The organism is Plesiomonas sp. ISS29, assembly GCF_056522795.1.
Window position 1 is genome coordinate 2,382,999 of record NZ_JAWRZQ010000001.1, and the last position, 24,526, is coordinate 2,407,524.

Genomic DNA, 24,526 nt, shown 5'->3' on the forward strand with positions numbered 1-24,526 from the left:
AGCGTTGAGATATCAGCGCTAACACCCTAATTTGATTGACCAATTTGGCCTGTGGCCTCATTGAGGAGAACACCGTGATTAGCGTATTCGACATGTACAAAATCGGTATTGGCCCGTCAAGCTCACACACTGTTGGGCCAATGAAAGCCGGTAAACAGTTCGTCGATGAGTTGGTAACCATGGGGCGTCTCAAGGATGTGACCCGCATTGCCGTTGATGTATACGGCTCACTGTCTCTTACCGGTAAAGGGCATCATACTGATATCGCTATCATTATGGGCCTGGCAGGTAACATGCCGGATACCGTGGATATCGACAGCATTCCAGCTTTTATTCATAACGTTGAAACTACCGAGCGTTTAGCGTTAGCAAAAAATGCACACGAGGTTGATTTCCCACGTGAAGGTGGAATGAACTTCCACAACACAAACCTTGAGCTGCATGAAAATGCGATGCAAATCCATGCCTTTGCCAACAATGAGAAAGTATTAAGCAAAACTTACTTCTCAATTGGCGGTGGTTTTATTGTGGATGAAGAGCATTTTGGCAAAGAGCAAACCTCTTCGTTTGTGATGCCATACCCATTCAATCATGCATCAGACCTGCTAGCACATTGCCAAGCAACCGGCCTGTCACTGTCTGGTTTGGTACTGCAAAATGAGCTGGCCATGCATAGCATGGAAGAGATTGAGCACTACTTCCAAGCGGTATGGAAAACCATGCAAGATTGTATGGATCGCGGCCTGAACACCGAAGGTTATCTGCCCGGCCCGCTGCGTGTTCCACGCCGTGCCTCTTCGCTGCACCGTTTGCTGATTACTTCAGACAAGCTATCGAGCGATCCGATGAATGTGGTTGACTGGGTCAACATGTTTGCGCTGGCCGTAAGCGAAGAGAATGCTGCCGGTGGCCGTGTGGTGACTGCTCCAACCAATGGCGCATGTGGCATTATTCCTGCGGTACTGGCCTATTATAATCACTTCATCAAACCTGTGACCGATGAAGAGTGCCGCCGTTACTTCTTTGCTTCCGGTGTTATTGGTGCGCTGTACAAAATGAACGCCTCTATCTCGGGCGCTGAAGTAGGCTGTCAGGGTGAAGTGGGTGTTGCCTGCTCAATGGCTGCTGCAGGTCTGGCAGAATTGCTGGGTGGCTCACCTGAGCAAGTGTGTATTGCCGCAGAGATCGGTATGGAGCACAACTTAGGCCTGACCTGTGACCCTGTTGCAGGGCAGGTTCAAGTGCCTTGTATCGAGCGTAACGCAATTGCTTCAATGAAAGCGATTAACTCTGCGCGTATGGCAATGCGCCGCACCAGTGAGCCGCGCGTATCACTCGATAAAGTGATCGAAACCATGCTGGAAACCGGTAAAGACATGAATGCCAAATACCGTGAAACCTCGCGTGGTGGTCTGGCCATCAAAGTGGTTCACTGCGATTAATCCAGCGCGATTAATCCGCTCTCTAGCATTAATACAAATAACGCCCTACATTTTCGGTCGTTATTACGGTGATGCTAAACAAAACAGATAAACAGACTAAGCCGGTGCATCTTGTACCGGCTTTTTTTCTGGTTAATCAAATCATTTACGTTGCCCATGGATCATAATATTGCGCGGGGTAATCGGGTGCTGACAAAACTCACCTAACTGAACATCATACCCCTGCTCTTGCAGATATAATGCCCGATCAAGTGCCAGCCAGATCTCTATCGGTCGGCGAAATAAATGCCTAACCAGTTCGGTTCTGCTTACCTGTAGATGGCGTTGCTGCCCTATCATTTCCCAGTGCGCCCAATTAATCTCATGTGGCAACTCAATGCCTTTTTTCTCTGCCGCCCAATGCACAAAAGCAACAAAACCTTGTGCCAATAGCGCTTTTGGTAAATTCGGCACATTCAGGTAACAATCAACACCGCGGATCTGGCGCTGTAGCGCATCAAACCCCAAGCGATAACTCACCTCAATATGGCGCAAACGCTTGATACGCTCGCCACCGGTTACTGATTCCTGCAAGCTCAAACGCAGGTCATTTTTATCCAGCTTGAGCGCCGATTTTGCTGCCGCAGCAGACATTGGCTGGTAAATATCCGTCGGAATTTTGTGGTAACAACAGGGGGATATGGTCAGTGCATGGCACGCTGCCCGTACGCCATGTTGCAACAACTGCATATGCAGTGAACCACAAGCATGTAGGCCAACCGCATGTTGGTGTGCGCGAAAAAAATGCGTTGCTGACGGCGCAAAAGCATCCTGCTCATAAAACTGTATTTGCGAAAGCCCCTCGGCCTTTGCCAACGTATCACCATCAGCACAAAGTGCCGCCTGCAGCTCAATACACTCTACCGGCAGATGCCGCTGCTTTGCCAAGGCTCGGCCTAAATGCCCCTTTCCAGCACACCACTCCAGCACCGGCAGATTTTCGTTTGGCATAGTGGCAATAAAATCGGTAATTTGCTGCTGTTTACGCGGGGAAATTGCACCAGATGTTGCCGATAATGGCAGCGTTGTACACCCTGCATCCCGTGGCATTATCGGAATTTGAGCCGCCTGAAATAGCGCTGGAGCATGCGAAATAAAGGGGGTTAAAAAGGTCAGCAGGGCCTGTTTATCATTATCCAGTGTATCGATATCATGCAAAGATAATCGGCTCAGTGCCGTGTCAAGCTCTGGGTCAGTCTGCTGAAAATAGGCTTCTAATGAATGAAACGGGTAAAACTGCCAATAGTGAGTTAACCCACTTAACAGTGTATCAAGCGTGACAAATTGCGAGTGCAGAGTCATGTACGAAAAATACCATCAAAAAATTCACACGGTTTATCCGTGAATATCTTATTTATTCTTCGGTATCTTAGGGGGAATGCTGAAAATCACCACTCTTTTTTATATCTACCGCACTTTATAACTACAGTGGAATAACTACAGCATAATAGCTACAGCACGATAAGCGCACATGCAGAATGACAAAGGGCTTCCCACTGAGAAGCCCTTTATGCAGTAACTCGATATCAAAAGTGATGTAGAGAGTACCAAAAACAGCATAAAACGGTATGAAATAGGGATAAAGAACCTCTAGAGCCCATACTTTATCTATCTGACCGGCAATTTAATGTCTTCAAACATCTCTTCAATCTCTTCATTTGAGCGTAGTGAGATTGCGGTATTAACCAGATCTTTGGTTAGATGCGGAGCAAAGCGCTGCATAAAATCGTACATGTAATTACACAGGAAAGAGCCCTTTCGGAAACCGATTTTCGTAGTGCTTGCCCCAAAAATATGGCTGGCATCAATAGCTATCAGATCTTTATCCAAAACAGGGTCAATCGCCATAGATGCGACTACGCCAACGCCGATGCCTAAACGAACGTAAGTTTTGATGACATCAGCATCCGTTGCTGTAAAGACAATGCGCGGTGTTAGGCCTTCCCGATTAAACGCCGAATCTAACTCAGATCGGCCAGTAAACCCAAAGATATAGGTGACCAACGGGTAAGCGGCCAAATCGTGAATAGTGATTTGCCCTTTATGCGCCAGCGGGTGGTTCGGGGAGACCACAATCGAACGGTTCCAGTGATAACAAGGTAACATCACTAAATCGTGATAAAGATGCAGCGCTTCTGTTGCAATGGCAAAATCTGCCGCCCCTTTAGCAACGGCCTCAGAAATTTGTGCAGGTGTACCCTGATGCATGTGCAAAGAGACTTTCGGGTAACGATCAATAAACCCTTTAATCACTTTTGGCAACGCATAGCGCGCCTGTGTGTGGGTTGTTGAAATATTCAGTGTGCCACGCTCAGGGTGAGTATGCTCACCAGCAACCGATTTGATGTTTTCAACTTTCGCCAATATATCACGTGAGATACGGATAATCTCTCGACCCGCAGGAGTGACTTGCGTTAAATGCTTTCCGCTGCGCTCAAAAACCTGAATACCCAGCTCATCTTCGAGCATTCTCACCTGCTTGCTGATTCCAGGTTGTGAGGTATAAAGCCCTTCAGCAGTGGAAGATACATTTAAATTATGATTAACGACTTCTACAATATACCTAAGCTGTTGTAATTTCATAGCCAACTCAACCGTTATTCCTTTAACTCTCGTGGCACTATTGCCTAGGGTGACACTTAAAGTAATTACTTATCCACTAAGTGTATACTCTGTATCAGAGTTTATTCATAAAACTGACAAATTGCTATGCAATCAGAACATCAAGATGAAGTTAAATCTGTTTAATCTGATTTACATCTTACTTTTCAGCACTAGATGATCAAAATAGCCATATCACAAGAATAGAGCCCTTCTACTATCTTGCAATGCCCTGATCATGTATCTTTAACTGCGATTTTATGACTCTTGGATCTAGAGTGCCCATTTATGAACTTAATTCTTTTCTTCATCTTACTTGGTGTTCTTTTATTACTGGTGATTGGTTACAACATTATTGTTCAAAACCGGGCAAGAATTGAACATGACAAACGTATTGAAGCTCAAAAATTAAACGCTATTGTTGATGAAACAGATCAACTATTAACGCAGATAAATACCATTCCTTTTAGTAAAGATCTACTGCTTTGTTTACAAACACGCAGCCTGATTGCCATTAAAGGATTAGCCCTGCTCAACCCTAAAAATACTGACTTAGCTGAGCAAGCTGCTGCACTACAAACGCAAATTAATCACTCTACTCAGCATTTTTCGGGCCAAGAGTTAAGCCATTTCACTCCCCCCGATAATGATAAACAGGCGCTGGTTTTATTAAAGCTAATCCGCCGATTACGGGCAGTGATCCGCGCTGAACATGGCTATGGCCGGCAAGAGACTCGAGTTTTTATTGCTGAAAACCAGCGTTTAGAGCGTTTACAGTTAATGATCAACATTGATAATTTGTATAAACGCGCCCGTGAAGCACTTACCGCCAATCAGTGGAGCAATGCAAAGCAATTGCTGACGAAAGGGCTTAATGTGCTAGCAAAATATGACGATGATTATGCGGAAAAAATGACCACTCGCATGATTGCGGATATTGAAGAAATTAACAGCCATCAAAACGAAGTAAAGCGTAAGCTCAATAATCAGTCAAAACAAAAAGAATCTGATGATCTAGATCAGTTATTTCAACCGAAGAAGAAATGGTAAAAACTGATTTAAGTTGCATGAGTTTGTTATCACATTATTGCAAAGCACAATAAATGAACGGCATATGCAATAATGCACCTAGCAATATACGACAATGAAAAGATGCTGGATCAGTGCGCTACTCTGATTTCTATGTAAACTGTATGTTGTGAAAATGGTTGCGCAGATAATTGTACCACTCAAATTCGACTGACTAGTCCTGATATAAGTTGACAGTTTTCTGTCTGTAAAATGCCTGATGAACATCATCGGGCGTTTTGTATTTTAGGGCCAGGTGTGGCCGCTCATGGTTATAAATTGCCACGGATTCTTTTACCATTTTCCGGGCTTGCGCTAGGTCTGCAGGACGCGAGAGTAAAAACTCATTTTTCAGGATCCCGTTTATTCGCTCAGCCAGTGCATTCTGGTAGCAGTCATAACCATCGGTCATTGAACAGGTTATCCCGTTTTTCTCATGGACTGACTGATAAAGCGCTGAACAGTATTGCAGCCCTCTGTCAGAGTGATGAACCAGGGACCCCGTCGTTTTTCTTCGCCTCAGAGCCTGTTTAAACGCTTTTACCACATTTTCTGCTTGCAGGTTTTCCCCGACATGATAACCCATGATTTTTCTGGAGCAAGCATCTGTGACCAGACTCAGATAAGCTGTGCCACTGAGCAGTGGAAGATAAGTAATGTCGGCAACCCAGACCTGCTCTGGCTCAAGGGCGGTAACCTGTCCTGGGCCGGGTTTCAGCAGATTAGGATGCCGGTAAAAGCGATGGTGGCTGTTGGTGGTTTTGTGATACGCCCGTTTCACTGGCACCAGAAGCCGGTATTCATTCAGCAAGTTAAACAGACGGTCTCGTCCTATATTCAGCATGTTATCGGCCTGAGTGTTCAGCAGATAGTGCAGTTTACGCGTGCCGATTCGCGGCTGACGACACCTGACTCGGGCAACAAACGCAAGAACCCGGGCATGATGCTCCTGGCGTTTTCTGCGCCTTGTGTTGTCCTGATACCACGCCTGTCTGCTGTGCCCCAGGAACTGGCATGCGCGCGTAACGGTTATTTTTGGGGCCGGACTTTGCGCGAGGACTTGCCGGGCCGCTTTTTTACGACATTTACCCCGTAATCATTTTTCAGGACATTGATAACCGACTCAAAAAACTCAGCTTTCTGGTTCGCCAGCTCAAGCTGTTCTTCAAGTTCCCTGATTCTTTGCTCGGGTGTAAGCGGGATAGTCGTCTGAGCCACAGGCCGTTTCCTCTTCACTAGGTCAGGAAGTCCGGGACTCCAGTCAAGCCGGCCATATTTACGCAGCCAGACAAGAACGGTAGAGCGCCCCTGGATACCATACCGCTGCTGGGCCTGTTTATAGGTCATCTCGCCTTTTTCAACCTGCTCAACAACAGCTATTTTAAAGGATAGAGGATAATCACGTTGGGTGCGTTTGAACTCAATCATCATCACGTTCTCCAGATTTAAGTCAGGAACGTGTCAACGCTATTCAGGACGGGTCAGACAAAAAATAAAAGCCGCATTTGCGGCTTTTATTTTTATTGGATCACGGTTGCAATAAGTAATACTCGATTACTTCTCTTTTGCGACCCACTTCCCATCAACATAGAATGCTGACCAACCCGTTGCTTTACCGTCTTTCTCTGAAGCTACATATTGCTGCTTCGTTTTTCGGCTAAAGCGTACGGTGGTTTTATTCCCATCAGGATCAGCTACCGGTGCATCAGCTAAATAACGCAGTTTTTCTGCCAGCCGATCTTTAAACATCACTAGCTCTTCTACCAGCGGTGCACGTGTTTCACGTGATTTAGGAAACGTATTAGCTGCAAGGAATACACCTGCTGCGCCATCACGCAACACAAAGTAGGCATCTGATTTTTCACACTTAAGCTCAGGCAGTGGTACCGGATCTTCTTTTGGTGGTGCAATTTCACCACTTTTCAAAATCTTACGGGTATTTTTACAATCAGGATTCGTACAGCCCATGTATTTACCAAAACGACCGACTTTTAAGTGCATCTCAGTACCGCACTTGTCGCATTCGATAACCGGGCCATCATAGCCTTTCAGACGAAACTCGCCTTTCTCAACTTCATAACCATCACAGCTTGGATTATTACCACAAACGTGTAATTTACGCGTATTATCCAAAAGATAGCTGTCCATCGCCGTACCGCATTTGACACAGCGACGACGCGCCAGCAGTGCGTTGGTTTCAGCAACATCACCTTCCAAAATATTAAGCAGTTCAGCTTCAGGGATCAGGTTGGTGGTGGTTTTACAGCGCTCTTTGGGCGGCAGAGCATAACCCGAACAGCCTAAGAACACACCTGTAGTGGCAGTTCGGATCCCCATTGGGCGGCTGCATGTCGGGCACTCAATCTCAGTTAAGATCATTGGGTTGGCACGCATACCACCTTCACTGTCATCTTTTTCAGCAATTTCAATACGCGTGGTGAAGTCTTTGAAGAAACGATTCAGAACCTGTTTCCACTCCTCTTTACCGTTTGCCACTTCATCGAGCTCACCTTCAAGGTGTGCGGTAAAGTCATAGCTCATCAGCTTGGTGAAGTTCTCTTCGAGACGATCAGAGACTATCTCACCCATTTTCTCAGCATAAAAACGACGATTCTCAACACGCACATAACCTCTATCTTGAATGGTCGAGATAATGGTTGCATAGGTTGACGGCCGGCCAATGCCACGCTTTTCAAGCTCTTTAACTAGCGATGCCTCACTAAAACGGGCCGGAGGCTTGGTAAAATGCTGACTAGGATCAAGCGCTTGTAGATCAAACTTCTGGCCTTTCTCAACCGCAGGTAAGGCCTGATCATCATCATTTTTACGGTTAGCCACTTGTACACGAGTCCAACCATCAAAGCGCAGTGTTCGTCCACGCGCTTTCAGTGTGAACTCACCGGCAGTCACGGTTAATGTGGTGGAGTCATACTGGGCAGGAACCATTTGGCAAGCAACAAACTGACGCCAAATCAGGGCATACAACTTTTGTGCGTCTTGCTCCATATCCTTAAGCTGCTCAGCTTGAATAGCCACATCAGAAGGACGAATCGCTTCGTGTGCCTCTTGTGCATTCTCTTTGCTAGAGTAGGTTAATGCTTTTTCCGGCAGGTATTTTTCACCAAATTCAGACTCAATAAAACCACGCGCCATGCTCAGTGCATCTTGGCTCAGGTTAGTTGAATCGGTACGCATGTAGGTGATATGCCCCGCTTCATACAAGCGCTGAGCCAGCATCATGGTTTTTTTCACGCCATACCCTAAACGGGTACTAGCAGCTTGCTGCAACGTAGAGGTGATAAACGGTGCGGAAGGTTTGCTTGATGTCGGGCGATCTTCACGGTCGGTAACGGTATAGGCTGCTTTTTCAAGCAGAGCAACGGCCTCATCACTTTCGGCTTGTGTAACAGGCTCAAACGCTTTGCCGTTACGCTGCAAAACCTGCATACGCAGCACGGTGCTTTGCGCACGCAAGTCAGCGTGTAGTTCCCAGTACTCTTCCGGTACAAAGGCCTTAATTTCGCGCTCACGCTCAACCACCAGCCGCACAGCAACAGATTGTACGCGTCCGGCAGACAAACCGCGGGCCACTTTCTTCCATAGCAGTGGAGAAACCATGTAGCCAACAACGCGATCAAGAAAACGGCGGGCCTGTTGTGCATTCACCCGATCCAAATTCAGTTCTGACGGGCTCTCAAATGCCTGCTGAATAGCATTTTTGGTGATTTCGTTGAACACCACACGCTGATAGCGTGAGTCATCACCACCGATAATTTCACGCAGGTGCCATGCAATGGCTTCCCCTTCACGGTCTAAGTCGGTTGCGAGATAGATTTTATCGGCTTTCTCTGCCAAAGCTTGCAGCTCTGTAACCACTTTTTCTTTGCCCGGCAGAATTTCGTAGCGTGCACTCCAGTCATGATAAGGGTCAATACCCATACGTGAAACCAGCGCATCACGCTCTTTTTTCTTGGTAACGATAGCTTTCTCTTCCGGTGTTAAGCCCTTGGTGCTTACCGGTGCTTTCTTGGCTGCTGTCGAGGCCGAGCCACTGGTAGGTAAATCGCGGATATGACCCACGCTGGACTTAACGATGTAATCGCTACCCAAATATTTATTGATTGTTTTTGCTTTCGCAGGGGACTCTACGATAACGAGCGACTTACCCATAGTGGTGATTACCTAATTGATCCTTTCCGGCTGCCCCATCGACAGAGACAAAAATCCACGCTAATGGATGAATGAATCAGTACTGGCATGGCAGCAACCCGTAAAAAAAACGTCTCTATTTATATTGCGGTACAAATCAAGGAGATCAACCACTTTTTGATCATAGGCTGATTTATTGTTTGCCGCTCGGATAATTGGCTGACAGCAACTTGCATAAAAAATGCGCCAATGTTATTTATTTGTTAACTAAAATTTATTTATCTATCAAGCGAGTGTGTCAATGTAAATCACCAAATGCAGAGCGCCCAAACGCAAAGCAGGTTATTGAGTTGTTGCTATTATTGATACAAACCAAGATACACGCCAATTTTTATCCGTTATCACGTCATGAGGGGAAGATCATGCACAGTGCAGAAGTTAACTTTGACGGTCTTGTTGGCCCGACACATAACTATGCCGGATTGTCGGTCGGTAATGTGGCATCAACACACCATGCACAGCAGCCATCTAACCCGAAACACGCAGCATTACAAGGGCTAGCAAAAATGCGGGCCATGCTCAAACTGGGCCTGCCTCAGGGTATTTTGCCCCCGCAAGAGCGCCCCGCTATTCACACATTGCGCCAGCTCGGTTTTACCGGAACACCTGCGCAAGTGTTAGAGAGTGTGTATCAAACAAATCCCCGCTTGCTTGCGGCGGTAACGTCAGCCTCGGCAATGTGGGTAGCCAATGCAGCAACCGTTTCTCCGAGTACCGATACAGCCGATAAACGCGTGCACTTTACGCCAGCAAATTTGATCAATAAATTTCATCGTTCACTGGAATCTGATACTACGGGGCGCATTTTGCGTGCCGTTTTCCCGAATGACAAGTTTTTTGCACATCATTTGCCATTACCTTCTCATGATATGTTCAGTGATGAGGGTGCGGCCAACCATACTCGCCTTTGTCATCGGCATGAAACATCAGGCATAAATCTGTTTGTTTATGGCCGTACTTTTTTTGATAAAAACCGGCCATTCCCGCAGCAATTTCCGGCCAGACAAACCTATGAAGCCAGCCAAGCTATCGCGCGGTTACATAGCTTAACCCCTGAGCATACGCTGTTTGTACAACAGAATCCGGCTATTATTGATCAGGGTGTTTTTCATAATGATGTTATCGCTGTCGGCAATGAAAACGTCTTGTTTTATCATCAACATGCTTTTTTAGCGATGGAAAATGTAAAACAGCAACTTGAACAGCGGCTAAATGGTGAAAATATCACCTTGATTGCGGTTTCTGATACAGATATATCTGTGGATGATGCCGTGCAGAGCTACCTGTTTAACTCTCAGCTAGTCACGCTGCCCGACCGCAGTATGGCACTGATTGCACCGGTAGAGTGTCAGTCTAATCCGGCTATCGCCAGCTACTTATCCACCCTTCTTACGCAGAAAAACCCCATTAATCAGGTTATTTATATGGATTTACGCCAAAGCATGCAAAATGGTGGAGGGCCAGCCTGTTTACGCTTGAGAGTGGTGTTGACACCTGCCGAACTAAGCGCCGTAAATCAGCACTGTTTACTCGATGAGGCAAAAATTGACCGTTTAGAACAGTGGGTAAACAAACACTATCGGGATCGCCTGATTCCGGCTGAATTACGTGATCCAACACTGCTGCAAGAGTCTTATTCTGCGCTGGACGAACTGACTCAGCTGTTGCAACTGGGCAATATTTATCACTTTCAGCAGTAACAGGTTACAAAAAACAGCAACAAAAGAACAGAAAAAAGGCAGCCTAATCGTGCTATAACACTGTAAAACAGTAAAAAATCGCTATAATATCTTGGCGTATTACCTAACGTTACACCTGATACCAACCGAGAAGACACATTCAAAAATTAGAGAATAGGTTATGTCTGAAGATAAACAACTGATAAGCCGCACTGAATTATTAGAAATCGCCAACACACTGATGACTGAACATGATGATTTTATTGAAGGGATGTCGGTAGACAGTGTTGAGGAAAAAAACGGGATTTTAATATTTCGGGGAAACTATTTTCTTGATGAAAACGGCCTACCAACCAGCCAGAGCACAGCCACCTTTAATATGTTTAAGTTACTAGCTCAGGCACTGTCAAAACAGTATCAACTGATTGGCTAACATTTTCAGCCGTTCTGTTCTCGCACTACTCGCGTTTCACGCCGATAAGCTCAGTGATCACAGCACAGCACAGCACAGCACAGCACAGCACAGCACAGCACAGCATGCCATAGTGAACCTGTTATCTGGCTAGCCATACAACCGTAAATCTGTATTAGGGTTACTGCTGTGTGGCTGCTTTTCAAAAAAATATTGAACCATATCAACAGGTTTAATGTGATTTAGCGTGAAATTGAGGATGTTTCCAAAGGCGTGCGCTCTTCATCAACCTGAATGACTGTGGCACATAAAAATAAAACACCAAAAAGCATCACTGTTCCTGCAGCAGGAAGTAGATTTACCCAGAGCAGGGTTTTAGACAGACGCGCATCAGACAAGCGTTTTGCCATCAGCGCCAGCATTGCATAGGCACTGATCAATGCATTAAAAATATAAACTGCATGAAAACTAAATGCACCTGAAATGATACTGATTAACCCTAACAACCCCTGACTTATCAGAATGAGTGCGGCTAAAAAACCTAACCCCAAACCAAATTGCATTCTTGAAATTCGGCCGCGAAAAGAGAGCATTAACCATATCCAGTACATCACAACAACCTTATATCGTTCTGTTCTTATTTATTCATGCACAACAAGATATTTTTCATATACAAACTTACCGCGCACGGGCCGAAAATAACAGAGGCTGAATAAACAGCCTCTCGGAATTATCGAATAAAAACAGACTCAAACATATAAGGTAATAACCTTATGGTTGTCACAGCAACGGGCGCTGACTGCGCTGGATCCAACGCATAAGCAGGCGATCCGCACCCTTCTCTGCGCTATGTGCCAATTTATCTGTAAGCTTTTTCCGCAAAATGTAGCGGACTTCGTGTACATCTTTTTCAGCCATCTCGCGCAGCAAGATATCATCACTGGCTGCAATTTCATCAACCAGCCCCAATTCCAATGCCTGCTCACCGAACCAGTGCTCACCGGTGGCGACATGATCAATGTTTAAACTTGGGCGATGCTGAGCCACAAAATTCTTAAACAATTGATGTGTATCTTCTAAATCCTGACGGAATTTCTCGCGGCCTTTATCGGTATTTTCACCGAGCATGGTCAAGGTGCGTTTGTATTCACCGGCAGTCATCAGCTCAATATCAATATCATTCTTTTTGAGTAAACGGTGAATATTAGGGATCTGAGCCACAACACCGATTGAGCCAATAATCGCAAACGGTGCAGAAACGATATGATCAGCCACACATGCCATCATATACCCGCCACTGGCGGCCACTTTATCAACCGTTACCGTCAGCTTAATCCCCTTCGCTTTGATTCGTGCCAACTGCGAAGCCGCCAGCCCGTAACCGTGTACCACACCGCCTGGGCTCTCTAAACGCAGCAGAACCTCATCTTTTGCAGTAGCAATGGCAAGTACGGCGGTCACCTCTTCACGCAGTGAAGCAACTTCATGTGCATCCATGCTGCCTTTAAAATTAAGCACATACACACAGGGCTTGGCATGCTCTGGCATGCTACTTTGCTGTTCTCCGGCCAACTCTACTGTATTTTCAGGCGTTATACTCGCATCAGCAGACTTAGTGGCTTTTTCTGCCTCTTTCTCGGCCATTTTTTCTGCTTTTTTGCGCTCTTTTTCCTGTACTTTATCGGCCTTCTTCTGCTTTTTACGCGCAATTTTTAGCGCATGTTCATCAAGACGCAGCTCTTTAAGCTCATCCACCAATTCACGGTGCTGTTGCCCTAAATCCGTGATTTGCAACTCACCACGCTTATTCGGTTTATTACGCTGTGCCAGCCCGAACACCAGTACCAGCAAGCCGCCAATGACGGCAAATACCGTTACTGCTTTGGCTAAAAACACACCATATTGGTACAAAAATTCCACGGTTTATCCTTAGATTCAAGATGTCATTTTTACATCGTAACAAAAGCGGGCTGAATGCCCAATGTCGCGATAAAAATACAATCTGGGTACAATAGAGAAACCATCACGTTGATGCATTAAATTTACTGAGAGAAGAGGGTGTTACGTGGAATATCAAGCGCCTAACCATCTGCTAGAAAATAAGATTATTTTGGTCAGCGGTGCCGGTGACGGTATCGGCAAGGAAGCGGCTCTCAGCTATGCTCGGCATGGCGCAACCGTGATATTACTGGGTAAAACCGTACCCAAACTCGAAGCCACTTATGATCAGATTATGGCTGAAGGTGGCGTAGAGCCTGCAATTATGCCATTGGATCTGATGGGAGCAACCCGCCAACACTATCAGGATATGGCCGATGTTATTCGCGCACAGTTTGGCCGCCTTGATGGTGCGCTGCTCAATGCCGGAATTCTGGGTGTGCTCTCGCCTATGGCGCAATATGAAGAGAAAATCTGGCGGGAAGTGATGCAAGTGAATGTGAATGCGCAATTTTTACTGTCGCAGGCACTGCTCCCCTTGTTGCAACTTGCACCGTCGGCATCACTGATTTTTACCTCATCAAGCGTAGGTAAAAAAGGCCGTGCATTCTGGGGCGCTTATGCGGTATCAAAATTTGCCACCGAAGGCATGATGCAAGTGCTGGCCGATGAGCTGGAAAACAGCGCGGTGCGGGTGAACTGTATTAACCCCGGCGGTACACGTACTAAAATGCGGGCCAGTGCGTTTCCGGCTGAAAATGCGGAGCTGCTAAAAACGCCTGCTGAGATTATGCCGCTGTATCTGTATTTAATGGGCGATGATAGCCAGCATGAAAGCGGAAAGAGTTTTGATGCACAACCAAACCGGCTACCCGGTGCAGCGCGCTAATCTATAGTCACTCGGTGTAATATCGACAGCCGGTGTAATACCCGTTTTGTGATATCCGTATTTGCTCTATCAGCACTGGTAGAAATCGAAAAAAAAGCCTGCATATCTTAACCAGATTGCAGGCTTTTTATTACAGTTCTATATCACTTAGGCCGGACGGCGCGGGCGACGCTGCTTTTGTTGCTGTTGCTGCTGTGCATGACGACGTACCGCACGGCGGATCTGGTTAGGATTACGCTGACGACGCTGATGCTCTACTGCCACTTTCGACTGAGTCTCGGCATTCAAGCCAACCAGTTCACGCAGATAGTTGACATCTTTTAGCTCAAGCTCAGACCAGCCGCCACGTGGAACCAGTTTTGGCAGTTTGATATCACCGTAACGCACACGGATCAAGCGGCTCACCTGCACGCCTTGTGATTCCCACAAACGGCGCACTTCACGGTTACGGCCTTCAGTCAGTGTGACATTAAACCACTGGTTGATACCCTCTCCGCCCTGGAATTTGATGGTTTTAAACGATGCAGGGCCATCTTCGAGTTGCACGCCTAAACGCAGACGTTGCAGCATAGGATCGTCAACTGCGCCGAAAACGCGCACTGAGTACTCACGCTCAACTTCCTGACTTGGGTGCATCAGACGGTTAGCCAACTCACCGTCAGTGGTGAACAGCATCAGACCCGAGGTGTTTACATCCAGACGGCCTACGGCAATCCAGCGAGCACCCTGCATACGAGGCAGACGATCAAAGACTGTCGGGCGGCCATCTGGATCTTTACGGGTACACAACTCGCCTTCTGGCTTGTAATACGCCAGTACGCGGCAGATAACCTCATCTTTTTCTTTAATCGACACCAGATGCCCGTCGATACGTACTTTCAGTGATTGACTTGGCTCAACACGATCACCGAGTGTCGCAATTTTACCGTCGATACTGACACGGCCCTGTCCGATGATGGCTTCTATTTCACGGCGTGAACCGTGGCCAGCGCGGGCCAATACTTTTTGCAGTTTTTCGCTCATAGGAGCCAACCTCTTTATTGTCGCCTTCACAGGCGTCGTTCACTGTGTCTACCGTTACTGGCGGCCTGAATTTAACAGTATATTTGTCTTTAATTCAGGCGTATGCGCACAATTTTATCTGTACATGATCACTGCTGCGTACGAAGTGCAAAACAGTGATGTATTGCCAGTATGACGGAGTAATTCGGTTCTGCCAGATACACCGATTATTAAAGACATAACGGGTATATAAAGGACAGAAAATGGGGCAGCATCATACCCGATGCAACGCGCGCCAGCAATCAATCAACGATGAATCGTTAACAATCACTGAAACGGCGTACTGTCGGCTGAGCCTTCACGCACAATAACCGGCGCATCTTCGGTCAAATCAATCACGGTTGTCGGCTGTTGCCCCAAATAACCCCCATTGATAATTAAATCAACCTGATGCTCAAGATTATCGCGGATCTCTTCAGGGTCTGATTCTGCAAAATCATTGCCCGGTAAAATCAGTGATGTCGACATCAAAGGCTCACCAAGAGCCTCTAGCAGCGCTTGAGCAATGGTGTTATTCGGTACACGAAGACCAATAGTTTTACGTTTCGGCGTCATCAGACGACGAGGCACTTCTTTTGTTGCCTTCAAAATGAAGGTATAAGCGTTAGGTGTGTTGTTTTTAATCAACCGAAAGGCTGAGTTGCTCACCTGCGCATACAAAGAAAGCTCTGATAAATCGCGGCAAACCAGTGTAAAATTGTGTTCAGGATCAAGCTGGCGTAAACGCACAATACGATCCATCGCATGTTTATCACCGACCATACAACCCATCGCGTAGCCTGAGTCTGTCGGATAAACAATCACTGCGCCTTCACGCAGCAGGGTAACGGTCTGATTAATCAGACGAGTTTGTGGATTATCTGGATGGATATAAAAAAACTGGCTCATGCTCTCTCCGTACCTGTCACTGCCACACAGCACTGTTGATCAAATAGTCATAGAATCAGACAGTAGTTGATCAGACGGCAATAACCATGAATCCCAGACAGGGGTACAGTCAGCCGGTAACCATAATTTCCGTCCGAGCTCTATCCAGGCACAGGGCTGATGAAAATCAGAACCTTGTGACACTGACAGGTGATACTCTTTTGCATACGCAGCTAACTGGCTGCGCTCATGCGGCGCTTGCTGACACTGCGCCACTTCAATGGCATTCCCGCCTGCGTTAGCAAAGGCATTTAGCAGGTTTTTCAGCCATTTAGCTGATAACCCATACCGAGCTGGATGCGCTAAAACGGCCTGCCCGCCTGCGGCATGAATGACGCTAATCGCTTGATTTATTGTACACCATTGTGGCGGAACATATCCGATTTTCCCTTTTGCCAGATATTTCTTAAATACACCCTGCATGGTGCTGGCAATACCCAATTCAACCAGATAGCGCGCATAGTGCCCCCGACTAATCGCACTGCCCTGCGCGTACTTTTGCGCACCGGCCAGCGCATCGGGAATGCGGTGCTTTTCCAGCCGGACCGCTATCTCAACAGAGCGGGCATGACGCTTTTCCTGCTGCTCGACAATTAACTGCTGTAACGGCAGAGATTCAGGGTCAATATTCAGCCCGACAATATGGATCTCGATATTTTCCCAACAAGTGGAAAGCTCGATGCCATTGATTAACTGTAACGGCAGTTGAGCATCGGTTATCGCTTGCCGAGCTTCTGCCAAGCCGCTGACCGTGTCGTGATCAGTTAATGCTAATACGTTGACCTGCTGCGCCACCGCGCGCTGTACCAATTCGGTTGGCGTTAAACTGCCATCAGAGGCGGTGCTGTGGCTATGCAAATCAAACAGAGGAAAACGATCACGTAGGGATTCAGTCATTACTATTCCGGTTACTCAACAGAAGGCATTACATTCCACCAACAGAGTCACCGTACCGCGACAACATCCGTTGCTTTATCACAAAATACACTTTTATGTGCTTATGATCTCATTTTATCGCAGCATCTTATGATTAACAGCGTTTAGCGCTGCGGCATGATATGAAAACAACCAAAAACAGGTTGACAAAGCATCAATGTATCAGCTTAATAGTACAAAAGGCGCACGGAGTTTAATTATGCAGCAGACAGACCGCAACACCCCGATGACTTACAATGTTAAAAATGTTAATCATTACGGCTGGCGCAATTCTCTCTGTGCGGGCGCTGTTTGGGTCTTTTCTTGATGCTTTAAGAATTTCCCCTTGAACAGACCAAGCCCGCTAATGCGGGTTTTTTTATCCTTTTTAAGCAGTTAACGGAATAACAGTGAGGGCATATGCCAGTAAAACCACGGATACAGGTCTTTTGCAGAGATGTTCCCTATTACGCTGATCCTACACGGGTTTTTGAAGCGTTGTGCGGGGAAAATCCGGCAACCTTATTACTTGATTCGGCTGAAATCAACAGCAAAAAAAATCTAAAAAGCCTGTTGTTAATTGATGCAGCGGTCAGGTTGGTATGCCGAGATAATCAGGTGACATTGCAGGCGCTGTCTGACAACGGGCTGCGTGTGCTCGATATCCTACAACAGGCTTTAGCTTCTGCAGTGTTAACCGCTGACGTAATACAGCAGCGTAATGCCGCAGAGTTAACCCTGCAATTTACGCAAAATAATGTGACACAAGATGAAGATTCACGGCTAAAAAGCGTTTCCGTATTTGACAGTTTACGAGCAGTATTGCAGAGCATTGAAAGCCCTGCCGAGCACCCTGAGGCGCTGTTTATTGGCGGACTGTTTTCATACGATTTAGCCGCACAATTTGAGCCGATGCCAGCCGTAGAGCATGATCAGCGTTGCCCCGATTTTTGTTTCTATATCGCAGAAACGCTGTTGATTATGGATCACCAGCATCAGCGGGCGCATGTGCAAACCTCGGCATTTGCCAGCTGTGGGCATGAACAGCAACGGCTAGCCAACCGCCTGCTGACCATTTACCAGCAGCTACAAACACTGCCAGCAGCCCAGCCAGCGCCGACACTGACGCAGGGCCAGTTAACGGTAAGCCACTCTGATCTGCAATTTTGCCAAACGGTAGAGGCGTTAAAAGCACATATTCAATGTGGGAATATTTTTCAGGTTGTACCCTCACGGCGCTTTAGTTTGCCCTGCCCAAACCCGTTATCCGCCTACCGTGAACTGAAACAGAGTAACCCCAGCCCGTATATGTTTTTTATGCAAGATACGCTGTTTACACTGTTCGGGGCATCACCGGAAAGTGCGCTGAAATTTACTGCCACCAGCCGTCAGGTTGAAATTTACCCCATTGCCGGCACACGCCCGCGCGGTAAAACAGCCGCCGGTACATTGGATTATGACCTAGACAGCCGCTTAGAGCTGGATTTACGGCTGGATAAAAAAGAGCTGTCCGAACACATGATGTTGGTTGATTTAGCCCGTAACGATGTAGCACGTATCAGCGAACCGGGCAGCCGTTACGTGGCCGATCTGCTGCAAGTTGACCGCTATTCCCACGTAATGCACTTAGTTTCGCGCGTTATCGGCACACTGCGCCATGATCTTGATGCACTGCACGCCTATCAAGCCAGTATGAATATGGGCACGCTTACTGGTGCACCCAAAATACGTGCCATGCAGTTGATTTATGAAACTGAGCAGCGAAAACGCGGCAGTTATGGCGGCGCGGTGGGCTATATGACCGGGCACGGCGATCTCGATACCTGCATTGTGATTCGATCAGCCTATGTTGAAAACCAGATAGCGCATGTACAAGCCGGCGCAGGCGTGGTGTACGACTCTGTACCGCAAGCAGAGGCAGAAGAGACTCGCACCAAAGCGCAGGCGGTATTATCGGCAATTATTCGTGCCCATAACTTTCAGATCACGGAGTCAGCAGCATGCTAACAGAATCGGTATCCGCTCCGGCACCAGTCAACAGCCAGCCGATCAATATCGTATTGCTGGATAATTTTGACTCTTTTACCTACAACTTGGTTGACCAATTTCGGATGCTTGGCTGCCATGTTACCGTCTACCGCAACAGCGTCAGTGTCACGCAAATTACCGCCGCACTGTCTGTACTTGATAACCCGATTGTCGTGCTCTCACCCGGCCCAGGTGAGCCGGCAAAAGCCGGTTGTATGCCAGCATTGATCGCGGCACTCAAAGGGCGAACGCCGATGATTGGGATCTGTCTGGGGCATCAAGCACTGATTGAGGCGTACGGTGGCCACGTTGGCCGAGCCGGTGAAATTGTGCACGGCAAAGCCTCGGCGATTACCCATGATGGCAGCGGCATGTTTGCCGGTTTAGCCCAACCATTGCCGGTGGCACGTTATCACTCTCTGGCCGGTACGATAATTCCCGCAGAGCTGGTGGTCAATGCACAGTACAACGGGATCCCGATGGCCATTCGCCATGATATAGATCGCGTTTGCGGATTTCAGTTTCATCCGGAATCTATTCTGACCACGCAAGGGGCAACATTACTGGCGAACACCTTACGCTGGGTTATGCAGCCGTTTATTTTATCCCGCCATGATCATGCTGAGGCGGCATACACCGAATAACGACTTTCTGCCTGAAGATGATAACGGGTGAAGAGTTCAAGATGTTAACGGACAAGAACAACGCGAAAAGGATATCCAGATGCATGCCACAATCAGCGCTATTATTGATGCTCTGTTTCGGCGGGAAGCGCTCTCCCGCGAGCAGAGTCATACCCTGTTTGACGCTATTATTCGGGGTGAAATAGATGCCGTGCCACTAGCCGCCATCTTGATCGCGCTGAAAATCAAGGGTGAAACGCCGCAAGAGATCGCCGGTGCGGCCTCGGCCCTGCTGCACAATGCCCAACCTTTCCCGCGCCCCGACTACCCGTTTGCTGATATTGTCGGCACTGGCGGTGATGGCGCAAGCACTATCAATATCTCCACCGCCAGCGCATTTGTTGCCGCTTGTTGCGGCATTAAGGTTGCCAAACACGGTAACCGCAGTGTATCGAGCTTAACCGGATCGTCTGATTTACTCGCCGCTCTGAATATCAATATCAATATGTCGGCACAAGATTCACGCGCCGCGCTTGATGAGCTTGGGGTCTGTTTCCTGTTTGCCCCGCAGTACCACAGCGGTGTTCGCCATGCTATGCCAGTTCGCCAGCAGCTCAAAACCCGCACCATTTTTAATGTGCTCGGCCCGCTAATAAACCCCGCCCGCCCGGCCGTACAGCTGATGGGGGTTTACTGCCCAACTCTGCTGCTGCCAATTGCACACACTCTGCAAGAATTGGGTTTTGAACGTGCTGCGGTGGTACACGGCGCAGGGCTTGATGAAGTAGCTCTGCACGGTGAAACTCACGTTGCCGAGCTGCGCGATGGCAAAATTATTCAGTACAGCCTGACACCCGCAGACTTTGGATTAAAAGCTGCCAGCCTTGATGCACTACGCGGAGGTGATGCACAAGAAAATGCGCAGATCATCACACATTTATTGCAGGGGAAAGGAACGACGGCACACAAACATGCCGTAGCCGCCAACGTTGCGTTACTGTTACGGCTATTCGGACACGAAAATCTACAGCACAATGCTGAACAGGCATTGTCAGTGCTTAACAGTGATCAGGCATACCAAAAAGTTCAACATCTTGCAGTTCGAGGTTAAAGGATGAAAGAGACAGTACTCACACGTATTGTGGCAGATAAGCACTTGTGGATTGCCGAGCAAAAAACAATGCGCCCGCTAGAAGATTTTGTGCTTGATGTGATCCCAAGCGATCGTGATTTTTATGCCGCACTGCACAAATCTGAGCCGGTATTTATTCTCGAATGTAAAAAGGCATCACCATCAAAAGGGTTAATCCGCGCTGATTTTGACCCCGCCGCGATTGCGCGCATTTATGCACCTTATGCCTCGGTGATTTCAGTACTGACTGATGAGAAATATTTTCAGGGCAGCTTCTCGTTCCTGCCGCAAGTGCGTGAGCAAGTGACACAACCGGTATTGTGCAAAGATTTTATTGTTGACCCGTATCAGATTTACCTTGCACGTCTGCATCAGGCCGATGCCGTGCTGTTAATGCTCTCAGTGCTCAGTGATGAGCAATATCTAGCGCTCCACGCGGTAGCCGATACCCTGAGTATGGGGGTTCTGACAGAGGTCAGTAATTCTGAAGAGGCAAAACGTGCGGTGGCCTTAAAAGCGCGTGTCGTCGGCATTAACAACCGTAACCTGCGCGATCTTTCCATTGATTTAGGGCGAACGGCTGAACTTTCTGCGCTCCTTTCCCCTGATACTATTATTATCAGTGAATCGGGAATTCATCAGCATCAGCAGGTTGTTGAACTCAGCCGCATCGCACAGGGTTTCCTGATTGGCAGCGCTCTGATGGCCGAAGATGATCTGAACAGTGCTATCCGCCGGATAATCTACGGTGAGAACAAAGTCTGCGGTCTTACCCGCCCTGACGATGCACTGGCCGCGTATCAGGCGGGGGCATACTATGGTGGGCTGATTTTTGTTGGAAAATCACCACGCTATGTTGATATTGCCACCGCCAAAGCAGTACAAGCTGCCGCACCACTGCACTATATCGGTGTGTTTCGCAATGCCAAAATAGAAACCATCTGCTTAACGGTTGAGCGTTTACACCTTGCCGCCGTGCAACTGCATGGTGATGAGAGCGCCGACTACATAATCGAGTTGCGCGCGCAGTTACCTGTACAGTGCCAGATCTGGAAAGCCATCGCCGTTAACCCGCAACTCGACAGTTTACCCGTGGTCACGCTACCACACATAGACCGCTATCTGCTTGATACCCAGCTTAACGGGCAAAGCGGCGGCACAGGCCAGCCGTTTAACTGGCAACTGCTCAATAAACTGCCCAAAACGGCATCAGAATCGGCACCTATCGGGCTGGATAACACCCTGCTGGCCGGTGGCCTTTCACCCGATAATGCCGTTGTTGCGCAACGCTTTGCGACCATCGGGCTTGATTTCAACTCGGGGCTAGAGAGTGCGCCGGGGATCAAAAGTAAAGAAAAAATGGACATCACATTCTTACGTTTACGTCAGCAGGGAGTTTCAGCATGACACTACTCAACCCCTATTTTGGTGAGTTTGGCGGTATGTTTGTGCCGCAGATACTTATGCCCGCACTGCGCCAGCTCGAAGCTGCATTTGTCGATGCGCAGCAAGATCCACAATTCCAGCAAGAGTTTACCGATCTTCTGATCAACTATGCGGGCCGGCCAACCGCATTAACGTTGTGTCGGAATCTGACCGCCGGAACAAAAACCCGCCTGTATCTCAAACGAGAGGATTTACTGCACGGCGGTGCGCACAAAACCAATCAGGTATTGGGGCAGGCACTGCTGGCCAAGCGTATGGGGAAAAAAGAGATCATTGCCGAAACTGGCGCTGGGCAACATGGCGTGGCCACCGCACTAGCCTGCGCTCTGCTCGGGTTAAAGTGTCGAGTTTATATGGGTGCAAAAGATGTGGAAAGGCAGTCACCGAACGTCTTTCGCATGCGCTTGATGGGGGCGGAAGTGATCCCCGTCACCTCAGGGTCATCAACGCTCAAAGATGCCTGTAACGAAGCGCTGCGCGATTGGTCAGGCAGCTACGAAACCGCACACTACATGCTGGGCACTGCTGCAGGGCCGCACCCGTTCCCAACTATTGTGCGTGAATTCCAGCGTATGATTGGTGAAGAGACCAAGCGCCAGATCCTCGAAATCGAAGGCCGTTTACCCGATGCGGTGATCGCCTGTGTTGGCGGCGGTTCAAACGCCATTGGTATGTTTGCCGATTTTATCGAAGAGCCATCAGTCAACTTAATTGGTGTTGAACCGGGTGGTTTAGGCATAGAAAGTGGCCAGCACGGTGCACCGTTAAAACACGGCAAGGTCGGTATTTTCTTTGGTATGAAAAGCCCGATCATGCAGGATAAAGAGGGGCAGATTGAAGAATCATACTCGGTATCCGCGGGGCTTGATTTCCCATCAGTCGGCCCACAGCACGCTTACTTAAACAGTACAGGCCGTGCCGATTATGTCTCAGTCACTGATGCCGAAGCCTTGGATGCATTTCAGGAAATTGCCCGCAGTGAAGGCATTATTGCCGCGCTCGAATCCTCACATGCACTGGCTCATGCACTAAAAATGGCCCGCAGTGCGCCGGAAAAAGCACAGTTGCTGGTGGTCAATTTATCAGGCCGTGGGGATAAAGATATCTTCACTGTACATAAAATTTTGCAAGATAACGGGGTGATGTAATGCATATCAATCACACACAACCAACTCAGGCCAGCAGTGGCCGATATGCCGCCCTGTTTAGCCGTTTACATGCGCAACAAGAGGCCGCCTTTGTTCCTTTTGTAACACTCGGTGATCCGCACCGCGCACAATCACTGGCGATTATTGATACCCTGATTGAAGCCGGTGCCGATGCTCTTGAGTTGGGGATCCCGTTTTCTGATCCGTCAGCCGATGGCCCGACCATTCAAGCCGCAACCTTACGTGCGCTGCATGCCGGAGTTACGCCCTCGGTCTGCTTTGAGATGCTGTTTGAAATTCGCAAAAAGCATCCGGCCATTCCGATAGGCCTGCTGATGTACGCAAATCTGGTGTACGCCAACGGTATCGCGCATTTTTATGCACAATGCGCCCAATCCGGTGTTGATTCGGTGCTAATCGCCGATGTTCCGGTTGAGGAGTCGGGTGAGTTTCGAGCAGTTGCCGAGCAGTATGGTATCGAAACTATCTTTATCTGCCCGCCCAATGCCGATGAGCAGACCCTACGCGCGGTTTCGCAGCATAGTAAAGGGTACACCTACCTGCTCTCACGAGCCGGCGTGACAGGAACAGAGAGCCGGGCACAGATGCCGTTAGATCATCTGGTGCGCCAACTGCGTGATTACAATGCTCCACCGGCACTGCTTGGCTTTGGTATCGCAGAGCCATCGCAAGTTACTGCTGCAATACAGGCTGGTGCGGCAGGGGCAATTTCAGGATCGGCGGTTGTCAATATTATTGCCAAGCATCTTGACCAGCCACAACTGATGTTAACCGCACTGAGCGATTTTATCCGCCCAATGAAAGCGGCAACCCGCAATCTGCGCTGATAACCTGAACTAAAGATATAGCTCGACGTAAAACCGATGTTATATCGATTCTATATCGATGCTATATCGATGCTTTTAACCGTACATTAACGCGTATTTATCAGGAGAACTACACGGGTT

20 protein-coding genes are annotated in these 24,526 nt (G+C 48.0%); 11 read left to right on the forward strand and 9 right to left on the reverse strand.

The genetic code is table 11. The features are described 5' to 3' along the window. Window positions 1-74: 74 nt before the first annotated feature. On the forward strand, window positions 75-1,442 hold the full coding sequence (locus tag AC1HDJ_RS10690; protein WP_479535804.1) for an L-serine ammonia-lyase: 1,368 nt from the start codon (window positions 75-77) through the stop codon (window positions 1,440-1,442). A gap of 141 nt (window positions 1,443-1,583) precedes the next feature. On the opposite strand, the gene AC1HDJ_RS10695 is transcribed toward AC1HDJ_RS10690, so the two are convergent. Together AC1HDJ_RS10695 and cysB are read right to left on the reverse strand one after the other, a co-directional pair. After that, window positions 1,584-2,783: a methyltransferase gene (locus AC1HDJ_RS10695; RefSeq protein WP_479535805.1), complete on the reverse strand. Its 1,200-nt coding sequence runs from the start codon at window positions 2,781-2,783 to the stop codon at window positions 1,584-1,586. A gap of 306 nt (window positions 2,784-3,089) precedes the next feature. Beyond that, complete coding sequence (cysB, locus tag AC1HDJ_RS10700) at window positions 3,090-4,064, reverse strand: HTH-type transcriptional regulator CysB (RefSeq protein WP_479535806.1); 975 nt, start codon at window positions 4,062-4,064, stop codon at window positions 3,090-3,092. 306 nt (window positions 4,065-4,370) lie between these two features. Between cysB and AC1HDJ_RS10705 the strand changes: the two genes are divergently transcribed. Next, on the forward strand, window positions 4,371-5,132 hold the full coding sequence (locus AC1HDJ_RS10705; RefSeq protein WP_479535807.1) for a hypothetical protein: 762 nt from the start codon (window positions 4,371-4,373) through the stop codon (window positions 5,130-5,132). A 193-nt stretch (window positions 5,133-5,325) separates the two neighbouring features. Here the strand turns inward: AC1HDJ_RS10705 and AC1HDJ_RS10710 are convergent. Together AC1HDJ_RS10710 and topA are read right to left on the reverse strand one after the other, a co-directional pair. Further along, a protein-coding gene (locus AC1HDJ_RS10710) for an IS3 family transposase (RefSeq protein ID WP_479535808.1) occupies window positions 5,326-6,581 on the reverse strand; the annotation gives its coding sequence in 2 pieces (ribosomal slippage) (window positions 5,326-6,230 and window positions 6,230-6,581; 1,257 coding nt in all). A 123-nt stretch (window positions 6,582-6,704) separates the two neighbouring features. Then, window positions 6,705-9,320 (reverse strand): type I DNA topoisomerase, encoded by a 2,616-nt coding sequence (gene topA, locus AC1HDJ_RS10715; protein ID WP_479535809.1) that lies wholly within the window; start codon window positions 9,318-9,320, stop codon window positions 6,705-6,707. 401 nt (window positions 9,321-9,721) lie between these two features. Between topA and astB the strand changes: the two genes are divergently transcribed. Beyond that, the gene (gene astB, locus AC1HDJ_RS10720; RefSeq protein ID WP_479535810.1) at window positions 9,722-11,059 is read left to right on the forward strand and encodes an N-succinylarginine dihydrolase; all 1,338 of its coding nucleotides are present in this window, start codon (window positions 9,722-9,724) and stop codon (window positions 11,057-11,059) included. A 160-nt stretch (window positions 11,060-11,219) separates the two neighbouring features. Continuing rightward, entirely contained in the window at window positions 11,220-11,471 is a 252-nt protein-coding gene (locus AC1HDJ_RS10725; RefSeq protein ID WP_479535811.1) for a DUF2498 family protein, read from the forward strand. A 221-nt stretch (window positions 11,472-11,692) separates the two neighbouring features. On the opposite strand, the gene AC1HDJ_RS10730 is transcribed toward AC1HDJ_RS10725, so the two are convergent. Next, window positions 11,693-12,061, reverse strand: a complete 369-nt coding sequence (locus tag AC1HDJ_RS10730) for a DUF805 domain-containing protein (protein WP_479535812.1) — start codon at window positions 12,059-12,061, stop codon at window positions 11,693-11,695. A gap of 169 nt (window positions 12,062-12,230) precedes the next feature. After that, window positions 12,231-13,370, reverse strand: a complete 1,140-nt coding sequence (gene sohB / locus AC1HDJ_RS10735; protein WP_479535813.1) for a protease SohB — start codon at window positions 13,368-13,370, stop codon at window positions 12,231-12,233. A gap of 145 nt (window positions 13,371-13,515) precedes the next feature. Here sohB and AC1HDJ_RS10740 point away from each other — a divergent pair, with 145 nt between their 5' ends. After that, on the forward strand, window positions 13,516-14,277 hold the full coding sequence (locus AC1HDJ_RS10740; protein WP_479535814.1) for a YciK family oxidoreductase: 762 nt from the start codon (window positions 13,516-13,518) through the stop codon (window positions 14,275-14,277). 147 nt (window positions 14,278-14,424) lie between these two features. On the opposite strand, the gene rluB is transcribed toward AC1HDJ_RS10740, so the two are convergent. The 3 genes from rluB to rnm form a co-directional block, all read right to left on the reverse strand. After that, window positions 14,425-15,300 carry a 23S rRNA pseudouridine(2605) synthase RluB gene (gene rluB / locus AC1HDJ_RS10745; RefSeq protein ID WP_438634974.1) on the reverse strand — a complete coding sequence of 292 codons (876 nt, stop codon included), beginning with the start codon at window positions 15,298-15,300 and terminating at the stop codon, window positions 14,425-14,427. 306 nt (window positions 15,301-15,606) lie between these two features. Continuing rightward, window positions 15,607-16,227, reverse strand: coding sequence for an L-threonylcarbamoyladenylate synthase (locus AC1HDJ_RS10750; protein ID WP_479535815.1), 621 nt, complete (start codon window positions 16,225-16,227; stop codon window positions 15,607-15,609). A 39-nt stretch (window positions 16,228-16,266) separates the two neighbouring features. Continuing rightward, window positions 16,267-17,163, reverse strand: a complete 897-nt coding sequence (gene rnm / locus AC1HDJ_RS10755; RefSeq protein WP_479535816.1) for an RNase RNM — start codon at window positions 17,161-17,163, stop codon at window positions 16,267-16,269. Between the two features lie 438 nt (window positions 17,164-17,601). On the opposite strand from rnm, the gene AC1HDJ_RS10760 reads away from it, so the two are divergent. The 6 genes from AC1HDJ_RS10760 to trpA all read left to right on the forward strand — a co-directional run bounded on the left by AC1HDJ_RS10760 (window position 17,602) and on the right by trpA (window position 24,406). Further along, on the forward strand, window positions 17,602-19,188 hold the full coding sequence (locus AC1HDJ_RS10760) for an anthranilate synthase component 1 (RefSeq protein WP_479535817.1): 1,587 nt from the start codon (window positions 17,602-17,604) through the stop codon (window positions 19,186-19,188). Further along, window positions 19,182-19,853: an aminodeoxychorismate/anthranilate synthase component II gene (locus tag AC1HDJ_RS10765; protein WP_479535818.1), complete on the forward strand. Its 672-nt coding sequence runs from the start codon at window positions 19,182-19,184 to the stop codon at window positions 19,851-19,853. Before AC1HDJ_RS10760 ends, AC1HDJ_RS10765 begins: the two co-directional genes overlap by 7 nt. Window positions 19,854-19,944: 91 nt before the next feature. Then, on the forward strand, window positions 19,945-20,943 hold the full coding sequence (gene trpD, locus AC1HDJ_RS10770; RefSeq protein ID WP_479537096.1) for an anthranilate phosphoribosyltransferase: 999 nt from the start codon (window positions 19,945-19,947) through the stop codon (window positions 20,941-20,943). Between the two features lie 3 nt (window positions 20,944-20,946). Then, window positions 20,947-22,371 (forward strand): bifunctional indole-3-glycerol-phosphate synthase TrpC/phosphoribosylanthranilate isomerase TrpF, encoded by a 1,425-nt coding sequence (gene trpCF, locus AC1HDJ_RS10775; protein ID WP_479535819.1) that lies wholly within the window; start codon window positions 20,947-20,949, stop codon window positions 22,369-22,371. Next, window positions 22,368-23,558, forward strand: a complete 1,191-nt coding sequence (trpB, locus tag AC1HDJ_RS10780; protein ID WP_479535820.1) for a tryptophan synthase subunit beta — start codon at window positions 22,368-22,370, stop codon at window positions 23,556-23,558. Before trpCF ends, trpB begins: the two co-directional genes overlap by 4 nt. Next, the gene (gene trpA / locus AC1HDJ_RS10785; protein ID WP_479535821.1) at window positions 23,558-24,406 is read left to right on the forward strand and encodes a tryptophan synthase subunit alpha; all 849 of its coding nucleotides are present in this window, start codon (window positions 23,558-23,560) and stop codon (window positions 24,404-24,406) included. Before trpB ends, trpA begins: the two co-directional genes overlap by 1 nt. Window positions 24,407-24,526: the final 120 nt, after the last annotated feature.